Source organism: Pedobacter sp. BS3 (genome assembly GCF_008274585.1).
GTDB lineage: Bacteria > Bacteroidota > Bacteroidia > Sphingobacteriales > Sphingobacteriaceae > Hufsiella_A.
This window is the reverse complement of sequence record NZ_VTRT01000003.1, coordinates 81,141-99,905: the sequence shown is the minus strand read 5'-3', so window position 1 is coordinate 99,905 and position 18,765 is coordinate 81,141. Positions and strand designations below refer to the sequence as shown.

The following is an 18,765-nucleotide window of genomic DNA, read 5'->3' as shown; positions in this document are numbered from 1 at the left end:
ATAATAATGGGCTTTTATTGTTTTGATTTATTGTAATAGTATAGATATAGATAATGCCAGATTATAAATCCGGGGTTATGAGCATCGGGATTACAAATCCCGATGAGCGGATAATCTCAGGTTCGTAAATCTAACATCGTAATTCATAAATCCAACTACCATCCAGGTGCAAATGTCAGTCCGAATACTGGTCCGGTAACATCGGTACGCTGGAATGGAAAGGCCGCATAAGGTTCCAGTACGAAATAACCAAATACATTAACCCGTAACGACAAACCGGCACTCATTGCCGGCACTCGTTCGTAAACATCATCAGGTTCTCCAGTATTAGGATTTATGTAATCTGTTTTACCGACTACACGAGGTTTAGACCGAAACGCGACTTTCGAGCCCTTGTTATAAGCTAAACCGATATCAAAAAAGGCGTTCAAATCGGTAAACAGGAACTTAGATTCTATGGCGGCCAGTTTTTTAGGACCGGTAAACGGTAAGCGTACTTCAAAATTGGCTACCGCGATTTTAGAACCTATCAACTGATCCAGGTCAAATCCGGAGCCGGTCTGTTGCAGGTTGCCGTTTTTGTAAAACGAATTATATTCATATCCACGTATCAGGTAAGGATAACCCACAAAATTGGAATATAACCTGTCCTGATCCCTTCCCACACGTGTGTCGCTGTAAATACGTCCGGCAATAGTGATCGGCTTTAAACGGACATATTTCCTGAAATCGGCTATGATCTCACCGAAATTATAATCGCCGGCATAGTTGGAATAACCTAAACGGTACCTGAATCCGCTAAGCGGAGCTGTAACGCCGAAAAATGAATTATCACCCACAAAAGCGGCGCTGGTACCAAATATTTTAAAGCTTCTGAAGCCGAAGCCATAATATTGCTCATAAAACTGGTTTGCCTCATCCAACGATACCTTATGCCGTTCTGTTCCAACATAATACCCCGCCAAATCATAATAATCGCTATAACGGTCAATACGGTAACTGTAATTGGCAAAAGAACCGCCAACTTCAAAACGATGTATCCGTGAAAAGGGGTAACTTCCCAAAATCTGTATCTGGTCTTCGAAAGTTCGTATCAGGTCGGTATTGATAGACGCGTAAGAATCAGTGGTTGCAGGAGTATAGGATGAGTAAGCCGATAAATAGGGGATATGTGATATAGCACCTCCCCAGTTAATACGGCCTTCCTGGTTAAGATAAGCGACCTGTCCGCCAAAATCGTAAATTTCGCCGTTTACGGCTGCTGCCGCGTAAATCTGGTTACGTCCCAAAATATCACTGAATATACCTTGTATACCGCTGGACAAACCTGTTCCAAACTGTCCGACAGAAGCACCAACACCATTACTTGCAATATAGTCTAATTTGAAGTAAGGCCTGTATGGAATCTGCTGAATAGAGGATGTGGGTATCTGTTCAAAGCGTTCAAAGTTTTTGAGATTGGCATTTATCAGGTCAACCCCGTACGATTTTTGCGGAGGCAAGAGAGCCGCATCAAAGTTTACGGCATTGTATTGTGTAGTAACGGCCTTAAAATCGCTGGCTTTGGCGCTGTATATCCGGTATTTCTGGGCTCTGTAGTATGAATACACTACATCATCATTACGGGATATACTCAATGCTGGCGAATATTCTGTAATACCACTGATGCCGGTAAAATAATCAGTTAGCTGCTCTAAATTGCCATTAGCCAATGTATAACGATACAGGTTGCGGAAACCATCGTGATTTGACAGGAAGTAGATTTGTTGGTCATTTCCTGAAAATTGCGGGTTCAGGTTATTGGCTCCCGGAAATACGTCGATATTGGTTATTTGTTTGGTATTTACATCGATAACGGCCAGGTTAAACGGAATTTCAGCGCTTTTTCCGGAGCGGTCGTAGCTTTTACGGTCGGTGCTGAAAACAATCTTAGTTCCGTCATTAGAAAAGGCCGGGTGGTAATCCGAATACACATCATTAGTAAGCTGGGTTACTTTTTTGGTATCGAAATTGAACATAAACAAATCGCTCTGACCATTTTTCAAACCGGCAAAAGCAATATCCCTACCGTTTGGCGACCACGTAAGATTGCCGAACTCACCAACATCACCCATACTTTGGGTCAACAGTGTGCGACCTGTTTTAGCATCTACAACCAGCATTTTGATGCGCCCGGCACTGTAAATGGCAAAGGCAAATTTTGAGCCATCCGGCGACCATGCTCCGGCTGATTCAATAAAACTTATTTCATCAATGTGGCTGTCACGGGCCTTACTGGTAAGTTTTCGTATCACTTTGCCCGTCTGGGCATCGGCAAGAAACAAGTCGATGCTGAGTAAATCACGCTCTGATAAAAAAGCGACATATTTGCCATCCGGCGATATCGCTGGAGCCAGGTTATACGTTTCGCCGCCGTTCTTTTCATCAATTAGTTTGCGTCCTATAGGAACCTGGGCTGTGTCTTTTAACAAGGGACGATACGTATTTTCAATACTTGTTTTCCATAAATTGGATAATGTGCGTTCATCGTAACCAAAGGTTCGCCTGATGGCCATTTCATAACCATATTTAGCGGTAGCCTTGAAAAACGGAACAATTACCGTATCGCCATACGTAGAACCGATGTAAGCCCAAAAGGCTTGTCCGTAACGGTAAGGGAAATATTTATTGGATGTAGTGAGGTCTTTTAACGAAGGAATGTCTTTGTTCAGGTAGGCGTCACGCATCCACATGGCGGTATAAGCATCCTTTTTACCGATAGAAAGATATTCGGCCATACCTTCAACCATCCATAAAGGCAGATTGCCGATATTTTCAAGGTTTGTAGAATCGCCTTCTATCAACGAATGATATTGAAACGCGTGTACCAACTCATGTCCTAATACGTGACGGGTTTGCTGATTTATCTGCATCACTGGCATGACCACACGGTTTTTCATTCCTTCGGTAACACCGCCTGTTCCAACACCGATTTCGCCTTCTATAGCGGTAGTTTGTTGGAAATCAGGGCTATTGGCATACAGGATGATCGGGTTTTTCTTTTTGAACGTATCACGAAATACCTGCTGATGTAAATCGTACCAAACTTCACTTTCTTTGGCGAAACGTTTTAATAAGCTATCATTCTGCAAATAATAGTAAATATTGAAGTGTGGTGTTTCGTAAACCTTAAATTTCAGGTTTTTATAGCGAACCTTGTTTTGTCCGAAGTATTGGGCATCAGCCTGATTAGAATACGTGCTGAAAATCAGGATCAAAAGATACCCAAAGAGTTTCAGCGACCGTTTTTTTAAAAAAAAGTTTGGTTGTTTCATTTATCAGATTGTTAACAGATTCTAAATTTATGGAATTCCTGCCTAAGCAAATGTTAAAAAATGTAATTGTTGTTAATTAGAAGCAAATAACGTTTTCTACAGCTGATTTGATACAGTTTATATGTTCCGGTGAATATTGACATAACAATATTGCAATTTTTTAACTAATTAGCTGCACCCTCTCGTCGCAATCTTCTGGCTTCTTGTCGTTTTTCCCGCCGGGTTTTCTTATCATCAACAGTATTATCCTGTTGAGGTTTTACCTGTTCTGCAGGTTGTTTTTCTGCAGGCTGCTGTGGCGATACTTTAGATGGTTTAGCGGATTTATTATTATCAAATGTTGGCTCTTCCATGTCTGGCACGGTCAATTCCTGTGGTATTACCAGAGAGTCTATATCTGTGCTATCTACACTTGTTGTATCGATTACAATACGCGGGCTTGGACAATTGTATTCGCGGGTGATTTTAACATCCGGTTTCGGGAAAGGCCCATAGGTATAACCGCTTGAAGCATCGTGGTAAACTTTTTCCATAAACCGACCGAAAATAGGTAAGGCTGTATGTGCGCCTTCGCCGGTACCCGACGTACGGAAATGTATACTCCGGTCATCACAGCCCACCCAAACACCGGTTACCAGATCTTTGGTGATACCCATATACCAGCCATCTACGTAGTCAGACGATGTACCGGTTTTGCCGCCAATCTGGTTGTTCTTTTTCCAGAGGTCGTATTCCCAAAGTGATTGCGAGGTGCCTCCGGGTTCGTCCATGCCGCCACGGAACATATACAACATCAGCCAGGCTATTTCTTCGCTGATTGCCCGGTGGGTTTTGGGTTTAAAGCTGGCAAGAACATTGCCCTCGCGATCGGTGATTTTTTCAACCAATATAGGCTCAACGCGATTTCCCTTGTTTAGGAATGTGCCGTAAGCCTTTACCATTTCGTACACTGACACATCGTTTGAACCTAAGCTAACAGACGGCACTGACTTCAGCGGACTTTCAATACCGCACTCATGGGCATATTTTACTACGTTATCCCAGCCAACCTTCTCGGTAATTTGTGCCGTTATGGAATTGACCGATTTTCCCATAGCCCAGCGTAATGACATCTCACGGCCGGAAAAGGAAAAATCAGCGTTTTTAGGTTCCCAGTATTTGGTTTGCCCATCTTCCTGGTAAGCTATTTTTACCGGCTTATCTACAAACTTATCGCAAGGGCTCATGCCGCTTTCCAACGCAGCCAGGTAAGCAAATGGTTTAAATGTTGAGCCAGCCTGACGTTTGGCCTGGTTCACATGGTCGTATTTAAAATATTTGAAGTCGATGCCGCCAACCCACACCTTGATTTTTCCGGAAAATGGGTCCAGCGTCATCATACCGGTATTCAGTAATTTGGCATAGTATTTTATTGAGTCAATGGTAGAATAATCAACTTCTTTCTCACCATCCCAGGTAAAAACCTTCATTTTTTTCTTCCTGTTCAACCAGGCATCAATAGAGTCTTTATTGCCATGATATTGTTTTTGCAGCTGCTCATATAAAGGCAATCGTTGTACGGCCTTTTCCACAAAATCAGCAATAACATTGCCCTGCGAATCCCGCCAGGGAATTTCATTGCCCCACACATTATCAAAGCGTCGTTGCAGCATTTTCATTTTTTCATGTACGGCTTCCTCTGCGTATTGCTGGAGCTTAGAATCGATGGTAGTATATATTTTCAAGCCGTCTTCGTACAAATCGTAGTTATTATCTTCGCACCATTTATCCAGGTAGCGGGCAACGGCGGCACGTAAATAAGAGTTTCCCTGGTTGTCGTCCTCCAACTGCCCCATCGACAATTTCAAAGGTTTGGCGCTGTATTGTTTATATTGCTGCGGTGTTATATAATGGTATTTTTCCATTTGGGATAACACGGTGTTACGCCTTTCCAGCGATTTTTCGGGATAACGTGCCGGGTTATAGGTAGTAGTTGCCTTTAGCATGCCTACCAGCAATGCCGATTCTTCCACACTTAATTTATCAGGCTCTTTATTGAAGTATTTTTTTGCCGCCGTTTTAATACCGTAAGTATTATTGCCAAACGGAACGGTATTAAGATATAGGGTGATGATTTCCTGTTTGGTGTATTGCCGTTCCAGCTTTAAGGCGGTCATCCATTCTTTTAGCTTAAACACAACAGTGCGCACTAAGGGAATATATTTTACCAATCCCTGCGATTTATTATAACGGGTACGGTACAGGTTTTTGGCCAACTGTTGTGTAATGGTACTGGCGCCGCGTTTATCGCCAGAAGCGGTAGAAATAGTGCTCGATATCAGTGAACGCAAATCGATACCACTATGCTGATAAAAGCGCACATCTTCGGTAGCTACCAAAGCATTTAATACGCTGGGGGCTATTTTATTAAAGCTTACCGGGCTGCGATTTTCCTTATAATACCGGCCAATTAGTTTACCGTCGGCAGTATACAGCTCGGATGCTATGCGCATATTGGGCGATTTAATATCTTTGATGGTAGGAGAGTAGCCGAATAAGCCAAGAAAGTTTAGTTCAAGCGCACAGAAAAATAGTATAACTGCGTATAGAAAAATAATAATATAACGCAGGGGTTTATTCTTAATCTCTTTAAACATTGTATCGTATTATTCAAATGCGAATATAACGGGGAATTATTGATAAATACGGATGATAACGAATTTTGATTGTAAAAATTTTAGCACTGCTTATGAGCAAGCCAGATAAATTTATTGAGAAACTAACCGTTGACGGCAAACAAAAAATCTCGCTAAAGCAGTTTGATACCGATTTTACAGCCGATTATGATAAGGATGAAGCTGAATCGGTATTGGATACCGCTAAAAAAGAGCTTAGCGAAATACAGGAGAAATTGTATGCCGCCAATCAATATGCGGTGCTGATACTTTTTCAGGCAATGGATGCTGGCGGTAAGGATAGCGCCATTGAGCATGTCATGAGCGGTCTGAATCCACAGGGCTGCCAGGTGTATTCATTTAAACAACCTTCGGTCGAAGAATATGACCATGATTTTTTATGGCGTCATTATAAGGCGTTGCCCGAAAAAGGCCGTATTGGGATACATAACCGCTCGCACTACGAAAATGTGCTGATATGCAGGGTTCACCCGGAAATTGTTTTGAAAGAGCGTCTGCATGATTATACAGATGTTGATAAAGTTGATAAGAAATTCTGGGAGCAGCGTTACGAAAGCATCCGTGATTTTGAAAAGCATCTTGCCCGTAACGGTACGATAATTATCAAGTTCTTTTTGCATGTGTCTAAAAAGGAGCAGAAAGAGCGTTTTTTGGAACGGATTGATGACCCGGCAAAAAACTGGAAATTTTCTTCGTTTGATGTGCAGGAACGTTCGTACTGGAATGATTACATGAACGCATACGAAGATGCCATTAACGCTACTGCGACTGAACATGCGCCCTGGTATATTGTACCTGCTGATAAAAAATGGTTTACCCGGATAGCCATCAGCCAGGTTATTACGGAACGGTTAAAAGCGCTGGATATTCAAATGCCTCAATTATCCGCATCAGAAACCGAAGCATTAGCCGAAAGTAAGCGGTTGTTGGAAGGGGAGGGGTAGAATTGCCGGATTGTTTGATTGTTATGTGTTGTGAGTTAAGTGTTACGGGGCTTCAATCTGGCATTGTGCTGAAATTTCGGGATTAAATATTACGGATACTTTTAATGTCTTTTCTAAACCGTGGAGTGGCTATAACTTCATAGTTCATTTAGTAACTCTTTAGCTGAAATACCTTTTAACTTTCCCTGCTTTATAAGGTTAACTTCGTTAACAGCTTCTTTTAAACCTTCCAGCACGTCTGCTTTATGAGCTGTAAGAGGCTTAACTTTTATGTCCTTAAAGTTTTTTAAAACTTCCATTATAAATGAGGCCTTATCGTCTTTTATCTCCAGCAGTAGTTTCATCAATTTTCAATTTAACTGTATTGCAACAGTTAAAAATTTATTAATAGACTGCTTTGTGATATTAACAGTTCTGCCAACTTTTTAAAAGTTGGCAAAACTAAGTCAGAACTGAGTTTACAGCACTATCCCGGCCAATCTAAACAGGATGGGAGCGGATACCGGCCTTGAGTGTAATGCCCCACGAGGTATGGGGGCAGGTTGCAGGCGTATGAGCGTACAGCCTGACTACCGGAACCCATTATTACAGAACTTTGCTTTTCTAAAAAATGCTTTCTGCTTTAGGCCTTCTGCTTTTCGTTTGAAACTAAACTTACTTCACTCCGCCAAAAGCGGCAAAGCATCCGTTTTTGTGCAGCACTTCGGTATGCCTGAAGCCTGCACGTTTCATCAGGTTCAGCTGGTAATTTACAGACCGAGGGGTGTCTTCGTGTTCAATGTAATCGAACACTTTTTGCCGGTATTCAGCTCCGCCAAGCGATTCCAGGTAAGTTGCAAACCGGTCGGTGAACAATTTATCAAGTTCGGGAGTGTCGTGAATAATCAAATCTGAAATCCAGAAGCTGCCGCCGGGTTTAAGCGCCTGGTATATCTTAGCGAATACCAGCTCCCAATCGTTATCGCCGCGTAAATGATGCAATACGGCGGCCGCAAGCACTACATCAAACTGCTGGTCGCCCAAATTCGCCTCGCGAATGTCGGTTTGAATTGTTTCAACAGTCCCCCATGTAGCTTCCAAAACCCGTTGCCGGGCCCGTTCCAGCATTGGCAAGCTAAGGTCAATCAGGGTACAGTTCAGGTTTGGAATTTTGGAAAGCAGCTTTAGGGTATAGTTTCCGGCGCCACAGCCAATATCTAATACCGCGGTTGCCTGTGGATTGATGTATTTGGCGGCATCGGTAATGAGTTCCATACTTAAAACAGCATCGAGTGTAGTTTGCTGCCCCGTCTCAAGGTTTGAAAAACGTTCCACATCGTTATCAAACCGTTCCCTGATTTCTTCTAAAGAGGATTTTGACGAATAATCTGTTTCCATGTTGTTTTGTTTTTGTCAAAGTTAACCGGAAGTATGATATTTGTAAAATATCAATTTTGTTAATAATTGATATTAATTAGGTATCAATGGAATTACGACACCTGCTTTATTTTAAAACTGTGGCCGAGGAACTGCATTTCAGGAAAGCGGCTTCACGTTTATTTATTTCGCAACCGCCGTTAAGCAGGCAGATACGTGAGTTGGAAGAAGAGCTTGGCGTGCAATTATTTGAACGGAACAATAAGCGGGTGAAGCTCACGGACGCTGGCCTGTATTTTAAAAAGGAAGTGGATGCTATTCTGGGGCGACTGACCGACAGTCAGAACATGGTAAAACAGATTCACCATAACCTAAGCGGACAGTTCAACATCGGTTACATTAGCTCGACGTATCATACACAACTAATTACTGTGTTGAAAGAGATGCGCCAGGAATTTCCGTTCCTCAAAATCAGGCTGTTTGAGGTTCCAACCGTTAAGCAGGTGCAGGCGCTCAACAGTAATAAGCTTGATGTAGGCATTATGCGTACGCCGGTTAATACGGAAACGCTAAAGCTGACGTCGCTTTTTCATGACCCGTTTGTAGTGGTTATGCCACAGGAAACCGGCGGGTTTACTACCACTGAAGCCTTGAGCGAATATCTGCAACAGCAGCCTTTTATATTTTTCAACGGTGATTATGCGCCTGATTATCACCGGAAGCTGGTTGAAATCTGTCAGCGATTGGGCTTTCAGCCCGATATCAGTCACGAAGCTAACAACGTGCACTCTATTTTGCGGCTGGTAGAGAGTGGGATAGGAGTTTCCATCTTACCCAAATCGCTTCAATGGCAATATCCGTACCTGAAATTGCGGTATTATAACCTGGATGACATCCCGGTTTCTACAGAAGTGGTACTGGCCAGCCGGCACAGTAACGAGGCTATCCGCTGGTTTACCAAACGCTATGCGGATTGTGTGCTTTTACCATAGTTTTATAGCTTTACATCGTTAAGCATTTGACATTAAAAAAATGAAATATCTTATTTGGATAATCATCAGTCTGGTATTGGTGTCCTGCAACAGCAGCATAAAGCCTGAGCTACTATACGGACGGTGGCATTATGTTAAGGTAGAATACCTCAATAATCCTGAAGCAAAAGCAATGGATGCGCAGGAAGTGGCGGCTAACAAACCGTATATTGAATTTTCCAGGAATGGCGACCTGATTATGGTATGGAACGGAAAAGTGCTATCGCACGGAAAATATACCATAGCAGACAACCTGATACGCTACCAGGAAATTTTAGACGGCGGACGCATACGCGAATTTCCGTTCCTGGTGCAAAAACTTACCCCCGATGAGTTGGTATTTCAGAACATGGAACAGCAATCTACCCGTGTTACGGCTAAAAAGTAACGGCAGAATTTTGCCCTAAATCAAAGGGTAATGTCGTGACTACGAATATCTTACTCAAACGTCCAAAAAATATAGGTTGAGCAGCAGGACCTATGGATACACTTTTAATTTTTCATTAAGGTATCCAATGAACCCTTGCAGGTTTTTACTTTTGAACCGAGCCTTTGGCGAACTCATCGAAGATAATTTTTACTTTTTACTTAGCAACAGGTGGAAAACCGATTTCAACTGGATGTGGATAACCCGTTGTAAAGTCAAGACTCAACAATTAAAAGTCAAAAACAAGACCTATAGTTTACTCAATATAAGCAAGTTATAGTATAATATGACGTTGATTTAGTAATTATCACGGATGTGGATTGCTGTTAATAAGCTGTTTATAAAAATGTCCTTTTTTTCTTTGCAGTTCCGGGATAATGTGCTACCTTAGTATATATCAAGAAGGAAGTACTTTGACAGCCTGATATTGAAAGACCAAAAGAAGCCAGCGCCTACGGGAAAGCAGTTTCGGACTTTCAAGTTAACAAAGCAGCATGCAACCTACGGGTTTTGATGCAGCGGGATTAAACAGGAATTATGAGACGAGCTGTTTCATAGGAGACAGGCCAGCTCATAAGGATTACGAGGATGCCCACCGGGGTAATCCGGATAATCTGCCAAAGATACAGAACACTTGATATTTTTCATTTAAACTACGGTTTAAGTGAAAGTAAACGGGAATCCAAATCGAACAGAGGCGGGTTCCCGTTTCTATTTTTGGCACTCTCGTGCCAGTACATAGTGAAACGAATTATTCTGCTTGACGCTGATGAACTGGTATGCAGATGTATAGAATTTCAAACCCAGCAATGAAAAAAGACTCCTTTGTGTAGAGGAGTCTTTCAAAAACAGGACAGAAGTCCCGCTTAGTACCTGGGGCGGGAATCGAACCCGCACTCGCTTTAGGGCGAACAGGATTTTAAGTCCTGCGTGTCTACCAGTTCCACCACCCAGGCAGGTGATTACCTTTTAAAACATTAAATCCCTTCACGTGGAAGGGACTTGTGGAGCGAAAGACGAGGTTCGAACTCGCGACCTCAACCTTGGCAAGGTTGCGCTCTACCAACTGAGCTACTTTCGCATCTGCAAGATATAGTATGTTTCTTGCGTTTTGGTGAGTGCAAATATAGGCAGAAAAGCAAATCTGTCAATATTTTTTTAAAATATTTTTGTTTTCAGGCTAAGTTATTCTGTTTCAGTGCATCAGAAATCAGGTCGGTTTCAAAACCGCGGGATAAGGCAAAACGCATGAGCTTATAATAGCGTTTAAACGTATCCTTTTCGTGTAATAGCGATGCTTTTTTCTGTAATATTTGGCTCAGAATATCCATGTATTCATCAGCATCTATGCTCCGCATCGCTTTGCGGATTAACGGTTCAGAGACCTTTTTTAATTTTAATCCTTGTTTGATTTTTAATCGCCCCCAATGCTTTTGCCGCAGCTTACCGCGGGTATAAGCCAATGCGAAGCGTTCTTCATTCAGAAAATTTGTTGATATCAGGTAACTGATAATGTCGTCAACATCGGATGTGTTCATGCCCAAATCATACAATTTATCCCGCACTTCCTGTTGAGAGCGTTCCTGGTAAGCGCAATAATGCTCGGCTTTTTCAATGGCCTGGTTTTTGGTGAGGGATTTACAATTCATAACAACCGTTCAAAGTTGTGAAAAACCGGACTATATCCTAAAAAAATGTAGAAATTTGCATAGCATGAGTCACAAACCTTATCCCATTACGCAGGTTGCTGAAATTGCAGGCGCAACGGCATATATCACTGTTCCTGAAGCTGTCATTCAAACGTTAAGCTACGATAGCCGGAAATTATCGGACACGGAACATAACCTGTTCTTTGCTTTGCATGGTCGCCGGGATGGACATACGTATATTCCGGATGCCTACCGGAGTGGTGTGCGGAATTTCGTCATATCCGATAAGAAAATTGACCGGCAAGCATATCCCGGGGCTAATTTCCTGGTTGTAAATAACCCGCTGAAAGCGTTGCAGGATCTGGCAGCTTATCATCGCCGGCAATTCACTTACCCGGTGATTGCGATAACCGGCAGCAATGGCAAAACTATTGTCAAAGAGTGGTTATACCAGCTGCTTTCGCCGGAGTACACCATTATCCGGAGTCCGAAAAGTTACAACTCACAGATCGGCGTGCCCTTGTCGGTATGGCAAATGACCGATGACCATACGCTGGCCATTATTGAAACCGGAATTTCCAAAGCCGATGAAATGGCCGCATTGGCCCATATCATTCAGCCAACTATTGGCGTATTGACCAATATTGGCGATGCACACAACGAGGGTTTTTTAACCCTGCAGGATAAGATCGCCGAAAAGCTGACGTTATTTCAGGAGGCCGATCTGTTTATTTATTCGCCGAAATACTTACAGGCTTACAGCGGCAAAATTCCCGGAAAAAAGCAGTTTACCTGGTGCATTAATGCTCCTGCCGACCTGGAAGTAATAGGCGAGGAGGTGCTGGAAAATAGATATCGCTACCTGCGTGGCATTTATCAGCATAACGATGTGCAGTGCCTTGTTCCGTTTGCCGATGCCGCTTCGGTAGAAAACGCGGTTTGCTGTTGGGCGGTAATGCTGGCTTTGGGTTATCATCCGGCAATTCCCGATGAGCGACTGGAGAAACTCCAACCAGTAACCATGCGGCTGGAACTAAAAACCGGCATTAATAATTGTTCTGTGATTGACGATTCGTATAGTCTTGATTTGGCATCTTTAACTATTGCGCTCGATTTTCTGAAACAGCAAAATCAGCATCCCCGGAGAACGCTTATCCTGTCGGATATTCCTCAGGCCGGTATAAAGCCGGAGGAGCTCTATCAACAGGTGGCACATCTGCTTGAAAGTAAACAGGTTGATCGTTTGATAGGTGTGGGACCGCAAATAAGCGCTTGCGCTGAATCATTTCCAATCGATAAGCAGTTTTATTCTTCGACGGAAGAATTGCTGAATAATTGGAGCAGCTTGAATTTTAGCGATGAAACCATCCTGTTAAAGGGCGCAAGAGTCTTTGAATTTGAAAAAATCAGTAAACAACTTATTCAGAAAGTGCACGAAACTGTTCTGGAAATTAACCTGAACGCGTTAGAGCATAATCTGAATTATTACAAATCATTACTTCACCCGAACGTAAAGCTGATGGTAATGGTCAAGGCCTTCTCGTATGGCAGCGGCAGCTTTGAGATTGCCAACCTGTTGCAGTTTAATAAGGTAGATTACCTGGCTGTGGCTTTTGCCGATGAAGGTGTTGCCCTACGTAAGGCTGGTATCACGCTGCCCATTATGGTAATGAATGCCGAAGAAGCTGCGTATGATACGTTAATTGAGCACCGGTTAGAGCCTGAAATTTACAGCTTCAGGATTTTACATGATTTTATAACGATACTGAAACAGAAAAATAAAACCCGGTATCCTGTTCACCTGAAAATAGATACAGGCATGCACCGGTTAGGTTTTATGCCACATGAGGTGGAAGCGTTGGTAAGTATCCTGAACAGTTCGGACGATGTCCTTGTCAAGAGCGTGTTTTCGCATCTTGCGGCAAGCGAAGATCCTGTGGAAGATGAGTTTACCCAGCGACAGGTACAATTATTTGCGGAAACAACCCATCATATAGAAAAGGGAATAGGATATCAGTTTTTACGCCATATCGCTAATACTTCAGGCATAAGTCGCTGGCCCGAAGCCCAGTTGGATATGGTGCGTTTGGGTATCGGTCTGTATGGTATAGATAGCTCCATAAAACAAAAATCACCCTTAGAAACGGTAACTACGCTTAAAACCAGCATCTCGCAGATCAAACATATTGAGCCCGGAGAAACCGTAGGTTATAACCGTCGCGGGAAATTGCCCGAAGGCGGAAAAATTGCCACCGTTAAAATCGGGTATGCCGATGGTTATAATCGTAAGCTGGGCAATGGAGTTGGTAAAATGCAGGTAAACGGTCATATTGTACCCACTATTGGCAGCATTTGCATGGATATGTGCATGCTGGATATTACCGGCGTTCATGCGGAAGAAGGTGATGAAGTGATTGTTTTTGGCGAATCTGTACCCGTTCAGCAACTGGCAGATCAGCTTGGAACTATTCCGTACGAAATCCTGACCGGCATTTCGCAGCGGGTTAAACGCGTTTATTATTACGAGTAAGCAATATGCCACTTAAATAGCTTATCTTTGCCGTGGGTTAGAAATTGCTGCGAAAACTATGAACAGGGTATTCAGGGCCTTACTCAATTATTTTGTTAAAGGAATTTTAGTAGTAGTGCCTATAGGTGCAGCTATCTTCCTGATATACTGGATCATGGCTACGCTGGACTCATCGCTTAATTTAAGTGATGTGCTGTGGGTCGACCCTAAAACCCGTAAGCCGATATACATTCCCGGTCTGGGTATTCTTACGGTATTATTTATCATCTTACTTGCCGGTATTATTGTTACCAATTTTGTAACCGACCCGATCAAACAGTGGGCAGGTCGCTGGCTAAATCGCCTGCCTTTGTTTAATTTCTTGTACTCGTCCATTAAAGACCTTACAGAAGCTTTTGTAGGGGATGAGAAAAAGTTCAGTGAGCCGGTATTGGTAGAAATTAACGAGACAGGCTTGAAACAGATCGGCTTTCTTACACAGAAAGATCTGACCGTATTAAATCTTCCCGGCGAGGTAGCTGTATATTTTCCTTACAGCTATTCATTTGCAGGACAACTTTGTGTGGTGCGCAGGGAGAAAGTAAAGCCGCTGAGTATGAGTGGCCCCGATGCGATGAAGTTCGTAGTTTCAGGTGGAGTGAGCGGTATGCCTCATCGTTTTGTAAAAGAATAGATTCCAGGCTGATAAGTAAGTTGTAGAATATAACTTTGTGAAAATATAATCTTTCAGAGTTTTAAATTGTCAATTTGTATTTATTTCATTAAAGATGACAATAAACTTTGCAGATCTTGATTTTTAATCACAAATCCCGAATTGCTCGGGGGATTTCGCTTTATGCAACTTTTGACTTTTAACCAAGCTTTAGCGAGCTCATCGAAGATAATTTTGACTTTTAACTTTTAAAACCGGCATGCAGATAAAACCTCAACTTGTCAACATACCTTTGTTTTTTTTAGTGATATTCTTCACGCTTTGCACAGTTACCTGGGCAACAGCACAACAAGTTCCGGATACTATCTCAACAGAAGGCATTGAGTTTACCGAGATCAATCCGGATAGCGCAACGCAGGGAGATACATCGCTTTCGAAGGCAGATAGTAGTTCAAAACAGGTTGTAGCGGCGGTTTCAGGTACAAACACAGAAACAAAAAGTAATTCACAGAAATCACTTTTGGGCATATTTATAGCCGGGTTGTTAGGCGGCTTTGCAGCGCTTATCATGCCTTGTATTTTCCCCATGCTGCCTTTAACCGTTAGTTATTTCACTAAAAAAGCCAAATCAAAAAGCGGCGCTATAGGCAAAGCCACACTATACGGGGTTTCCATTATTGTAATTTACGTTGTGCTGGGGCTGCTGATCACCGTATTGTTCGGTGCCGACAGCCTGAACGATTTATCCACGAACGGGATATTCAATTTTATTTTCTTCCTGATTATCGTAGTATTTGCGGCCTCTTTTCTGGGGGCTTTTGAATTAACGCTACCATCCAAATGGGTAAACAAGATGGATGAAAAGTCAAATGCGCAAAACCTGAGCGGTATATTTTTTATGGCAGCTACGCTGGCATTGGTATCGTTTTCCTGCACCGGCCCCATTATCGGTTACCTGTTGGTTGATGCGGCCGTAAAAGGAGCCATTTTAGGTCCGGTGGTGGGTATGCTTGGTTTTTCGCTGGCATTGGCCATTCCGTTCACTTTATTTGCCATGTTCCCTTCATGGTTGCAATCCCTGCCTAAATCAGGCAGATGGCTGAACAGCGTTAAAGTCGTGCTGGGCTTCCTGGAACTGGCGCTTTCGCTGAAATTTTTATCCAATGTTGATTTAGCTTATCGCTGGCATTGGTTTGACCGCGAAATATTTCTGGCGCTCTGGATCGTTATTTTTGCCTTGATGGGATTATACCTGTTAGGAAAAATTCGTTTTGCCCATGACAGCGGGCCGCCTTATCTTTCTGTCCCGCGTACCTTTTTGGCCATTGCTGTATTTGCCTTTGTAGTATATATGGTTCCGGGTTTGTGGGGAGCACCGTTAAAGTCGATCGCTGCATTTTTACCGCCGCAGGCAACGCAGGATTTTGATTTATACACCAGCAGTTTTAAATCAGGTGCTTCACCGTCCGGACAAACAGCTTCACGTAAGTATGCAGGCCGGTTTGACAAGCCACTTGGCCTGGAACCTTTTTTTGATTACGATGAAGGGTTAGCTTATGCCCGCAAAGTAAATAAGCCGGTAATGATTGATTTTACCGGGCATGCCTGTGTAAATTGCCGGAAAATGGAAGCAAGCGTTTGGCCGGATAAGGAAGTATATAAACGCATTAGCCAGGATTATGTGCTTATCCAGCTTTATGTAGACGATAAAACCGACCTGTTACCCGGCGATGAGCTGGTAATGCCCGATGGAAGAAAGTTAACTACTATTGGTAAAAAGTGGAGCTATTATCAGGCTAGTCGTTTTCATGCCAACTCGCAGCCATTTTATGTGCTACTGGATACACAGGGTAATTTGCTTGTTGAACCTCGGGGCGCTGATTACGACGTAAAAAGCTTTACAGCCTTTTTAGATCAGGGATTGGAGGCATTTAAAAAGAAAAATACAGTCCTTTAGTTTATGTCAGAAGTCCGTATCTGTTTGGTTGAAGATGATGAGCAGGTAGCATCATTTGTAAAAAAAGGGCTTACGGAGCAGGGGTACGAAGTGGAGCATGCTCCCGACGTTGAATCCGCTAAAAAGCTGGTTCAGCATGCAGCGTTCCAGTTGTTGCTGATTGACATTATGCTGGCCAATGGCAGTAATGGTATTGAGCTTTGCCGTTATATCAGGCAGCAGGATGATACCTTGCCTATCTTGATGCTCACAGCGCTGGGAACTACAGACGATAAGGTTGCGGGCCTGAAGGCCGGGGCGGATGATTACCTGGTTAAACCTTTCCATTTTGCCGAATTGCTTGCCCGTATTGAAGCATTGTTGCGCCGGCGTAGGGCAGAAGAAAAGCAAAGTCGTTACCTGAGCTATGCCGATCTGACATTAGATACCTGGAATAAAACGGCGCAGCGTTCCGGTAAAAGTATTGCATTGACGGCTAAAGAATATGTGCTGCTGGAGCTGTTTCTTAAAAACCCGGATAAGCTCTTGTCCCGCCAATATATTGCAGATAAGGCCTGGGGAATACATTTTGATACCGGCACCAATATTATCGATGTGTATGTAAATTACGTGAGGAATAAGGTGGATAAAAGCTTCGGTGATAAGCTGATACATACGGTGATTGGTATGGGTTATATTCTGAAATCAAAGAAGTAGCGTATTGCCGGCAATGAAAATTAAAGATCGATTATCGCTGTATTTTACCCTGTTATGCGGGGGAATTATGGTGGGGGCAATGATTGTCATTTACTTCGTGTTCTCAAGCAGCATGAAAAATGAATTTTCACACCGCCTGAAAGACCGTACAATGGTGGCCGCCCGGCTTTACCTGGAAGCGGATGAAATATCCAGCGATTCGTTAGATAAAATCAGGGAGCGTTACCTGATTAAAATCCCCGGCGAAGTTATCCGCATTTATGATTCGAGGAATGCCGCCGCTTTCATCCCCGATAAGCAGCAATACTGGGATCAGCGTATTATCGAGGAAGTCCGGAAAAAGGGTTATATCCAATACAGTGATAATACCCGGCAGGTGGTAGGCATTTATTATCATGATAACCAAGGCAATTTTGTGATACTGGCCTCGGCCAGCGATGCCGAAACCGTGTGGCGATTGAACAGGCTGGTCAGGGTCATGGCGCTGGTATTTGTGCTGGTTAGCATCCTGATTTTTATTAGCGGAAGGTGGCTGGCCCGGAAAATGCTATCGCCTTTACAGGTGCTCATTAAAAAAATACGTGATATCCGGGTAAGCAGCCTTGATACACGGATATACGTCAGCAATCAGCACGATGAGATCGGTATGTTGGCGCAGGATTTTAACCACTTGTTAGACCATTTGCAGAACGCCTTTGAAATGCAGCGTACTTTTGTGGCCAATGCGTCGCATGAGCTGCGTACGCCGGTAACCACTATTACCGGTCAGGCCGATGTAGCCTTGCTCAAAGAGCGCAATGTTGACGAATATAAACAAGTGCTGCAGGCGATATTGGCAGAAGCTGATGTTTTACAGGAAACCATCAGCGGCCTGATGGAGCTGGCCCAGATTGACATGAACTTTACTGCCGCGACGTTTTCGGATATACGGATTGATGATGTTGTATGGCAGTTGCAGGATGAATGGAACAGTAAGCAGGAAAAACCACTGCTACTTGTTGAAATGAATGACCTGCCCAGCGAAGAAGAACGGTTAACTATACAGGCTACCAAAACACTGCTTGTCATTGCATTCAATAACATTATTGGCAATGCCCTGAAGTTTTCAAATCATCAGCCTGTAACCTTATCATTAACTATTGCCGGCGATATTATTGAAATAGCCATTCGTGACCAGGGAATAGGCATCCGCGAAAGCGATATAACGCATTTATTTGAACCGTTTTACCGGGCTCCGAATGCCAGGACTTACTCAGGCAGCGGTATCGGTTTGTATGTTACCGGTAAAATAGTTCACCTGTTCAGAGGTACAATACAGGTATCGTCTGTTGTTCATGAAGGAACCGTTATTACAGTGAGGTTTACAGCCGTTTGTGCCGGTTAGTTTGGGGTGTTGGGTATCAAGTAGTGAGTATCAAGTATCAAGGACTGGTCTAACGTACAACGTATAACTTACAACGTATAACGTAATAAATCTAATGGAATTCTAATCTGCTTTTAATCCGTCTCCAATGTTGCCCCGGTAGCTTTGCCT

The 18,765-nt window shown here is 43.1% G+C and carries 13 protein-coding genes and 2 tRNA genes; 8 read left to right on the top strand and 7 right to left on the bottom strand.

Annotated features, from left to right (window positions below):
• Nucleotides 1-155 precede the first annotated feature (155 nt).
• Both FW774_RS09125 and FW774_RS09120 read right to left on the bottom strand, forming a co-directional pair.
• Nucleotides 156-3,314 (bottom strand): DPP IV N-terminal domain-containing protein, encoded by a 3,159-nt coding sequence (locus tag FW774_RS09125; protein WP_149347878.1) that lies wholly within the window; start codon nucleotides 3,312-3,314, stop codon nucleotides 156-158.
• A gap of 164 nt (nucleotides 3,315-3,478) precedes the next feature.
• Nucleotides 3,479-5,950 carry a penicillin-binding protein 1A gene (locus tag FW774_RS09120; RefSeq protein WP_149347877.1) on the bottom strand — a complete coding sequence of 824 codons (2,472 nt, stop codon included), beginning with the start codon at nucleotides 5,948-5,950 and terminating at the stop codon, nucleotides 3,479-3,481.
• A 92-nt stretch (nucleotides 5,951-6,042) separates the two neighbouring features.
• On the opposite strand from FW774_RS09120, the gene FW774_RS09115 reads away from it, so the two are divergent.
• Nucleotides 6,043-6,933, top strand: coding sequence for a polyphosphate kinase 2 family protein (locus FW774_RS09115; protein WP_149347876.1), 891 nt, complete (start codon nucleotides 6,043-6,045; stop codon nucleotides 6,931-6,933).
• Nucleotides 6,934-7,070: 137 nt separating this feature from the next.
• On the opposite strand, the gene FW774_RS09110 is transcribed toward FW774_RS09115, so the two are convergent.
• Nucleotides 7,071-7,277: a hypothetical protein gene (locus FW774_RS09110; RefSeq protein WP_149347875.1), complete on the bottom strand. Its 207-nt coding sequence runs from the start codon at nucleotides 7,275-7,277 to the stop codon at nucleotides 7,071-7,073.
• A gap of 310 nt (nucleotides 7,278-7,587) precedes the next feature.
• A complete protein-coding gene (locus FW774_RS09105; protein ID WP_149347874.1) occupies nucleotides 7,588-8,310 on the bottom strand; it encodes a class I SAM-dependent methyltransferase in 723 nt (240 codons plus the stop codon).
• An 86-nt stretch (nucleotides 8,311-8,396) separates the two neighbouring features.
• Between FW774_RS09105 and FW774_RS09100 the strand changes: the two genes are divergently transcribed.
• Together FW774_RS09100 and FW774_RS09095 are read left to right on the top strand one after the other, a co-directional pair.
• A complete protein-coding gene (locus FW774_RS09100; RefSeq protein WP_149347873.1) occupies nucleotides 8,397-9,281 on the top strand; it encodes a LysR family transcriptional regulator in 885 nt (294 codons plus the stop codon).
• A gap of 40 nt (nucleotides 9,282-9,321) precedes the next feature.
• Nucleotides 9,322-9,708 carry a hypothetical protein gene (locus tag FW774_RS09095; RefSeq protein ID WP_149347872.1) on the top strand — a complete coding sequence of 129 codons (387 nt, stop codon included), beginning with the start codon at nucleotides 9,322-9,324 and terminating at the stop codon, nucleotides 9,706-9,708.
• A 909-nt stretch (nucleotides 9,709-10,617) separates the two neighbouring features.
• On the opposite strand, the gene FW774_RS09090 is transcribed toward FW774_RS09095, so the two are convergent.
• The 3 genes from FW774_RS09090 to FW774_RS09080 form a co-directional block, all read right to left on the bottom strand.
• Nucleotides 10,618-10,703: transfer RNA gene (locus tag FW774_RS09090), tRNA-Leu, on the bottom strand.
• A 49-nt stretch (nucleotides 10,704-10,752) separates the two neighbouring features.
• Nucleotides 10,753-10,828, bottom strand: a tRNA-Gly gene (locus FW774_RS09085).
• Between the two features lie 94 nt (nucleotides 10,829-10,922).
• Nucleotides 10,923-11,396, bottom strand: a complete 474-nt coding sequence (locus FW774_RS09080; RefSeq protein ID WP_149347871.1) for a regulatory protein RecX — start codon at nucleotides 11,394-11,396, stop codon at nucleotides 10,923-10,925.
• A gap of 64 nt (nucleotides 11,397-11,460) precedes the next feature.
• Between FW774_RS09080 and FW774_RS09075 the strand changes: the two genes are divergently transcribed.
• The 5 genes from FW774_RS09075 to FW774_RS09055 all read left to right on the top strand — a co-directional run bounded on the left by FW774_RS09075 (nucleotide 11,461) and on the right by FW774_RS09055 (nucleotide 18,615).
• Entirely contained in the window at nucleotides 11,461-13,926 is a 2,466-nt protein-coding gene (locus tag FW774_RS09075; RefSeq protein ID WP_149347870.1) for a bifunctional UDP-N-acetylmuramoyl-tripeptide:D-alanyl-D-alanine ligase/alanine racemase, read from the top strand.
• 58 nt (nucleotides 13,927-13,984) lie between these two features.
• Entirely contained in the window at nucleotides 13,985-14,599 is a 615-nt protein-coding gene (locus FW774_RS09070; protein ID WP_149347869.1) for a DUF502 domain-containing protein, read from the top strand.
• A 238-nt stretch (nucleotides 14,600-14,837) separates the two neighbouring features.
• Nucleotides 14,838-16,535 (top strand): protein-disulfide reductase DsbD family protein, encoded by a 1,698-nt coding sequence (locus FW774_RS09065; protein ID WP_149347868.1) that lies wholly within the window; start codon nucleotides 14,838-14,840, stop codon nucleotides 16,533-16,535.
• A gap of 3 nt (nucleotides 16,536-16,538) precedes the next feature.
• Nucleotides 16,539-17,231, top strand: a complete 693-nt coding sequence (locus FW774_RS09060; RefSeq protein WP_149347867.1) for a response regulator transcription factor — start codon at nucleotides 16,539-16,541, stop codon at nucleotides 17,229-17,231.
• A 13-nt stretch (nucleotides 17,232-17,244) separates the two neighbouring features.
• Nucleotides 17,245-18,615 (top strand): sensor histidine kinase, encoded by a 1,371-nt coding sequence (locus FW774_RS09055; RefSeq protein ID WP_149347866.1) that lies wholly within the window; start codon nucleotides 17,245-17,247, stop codon nucleotides 18,613-18,615.
• Nucleotides 18,616-18,765: the final 150 nt, after the last annotated feature.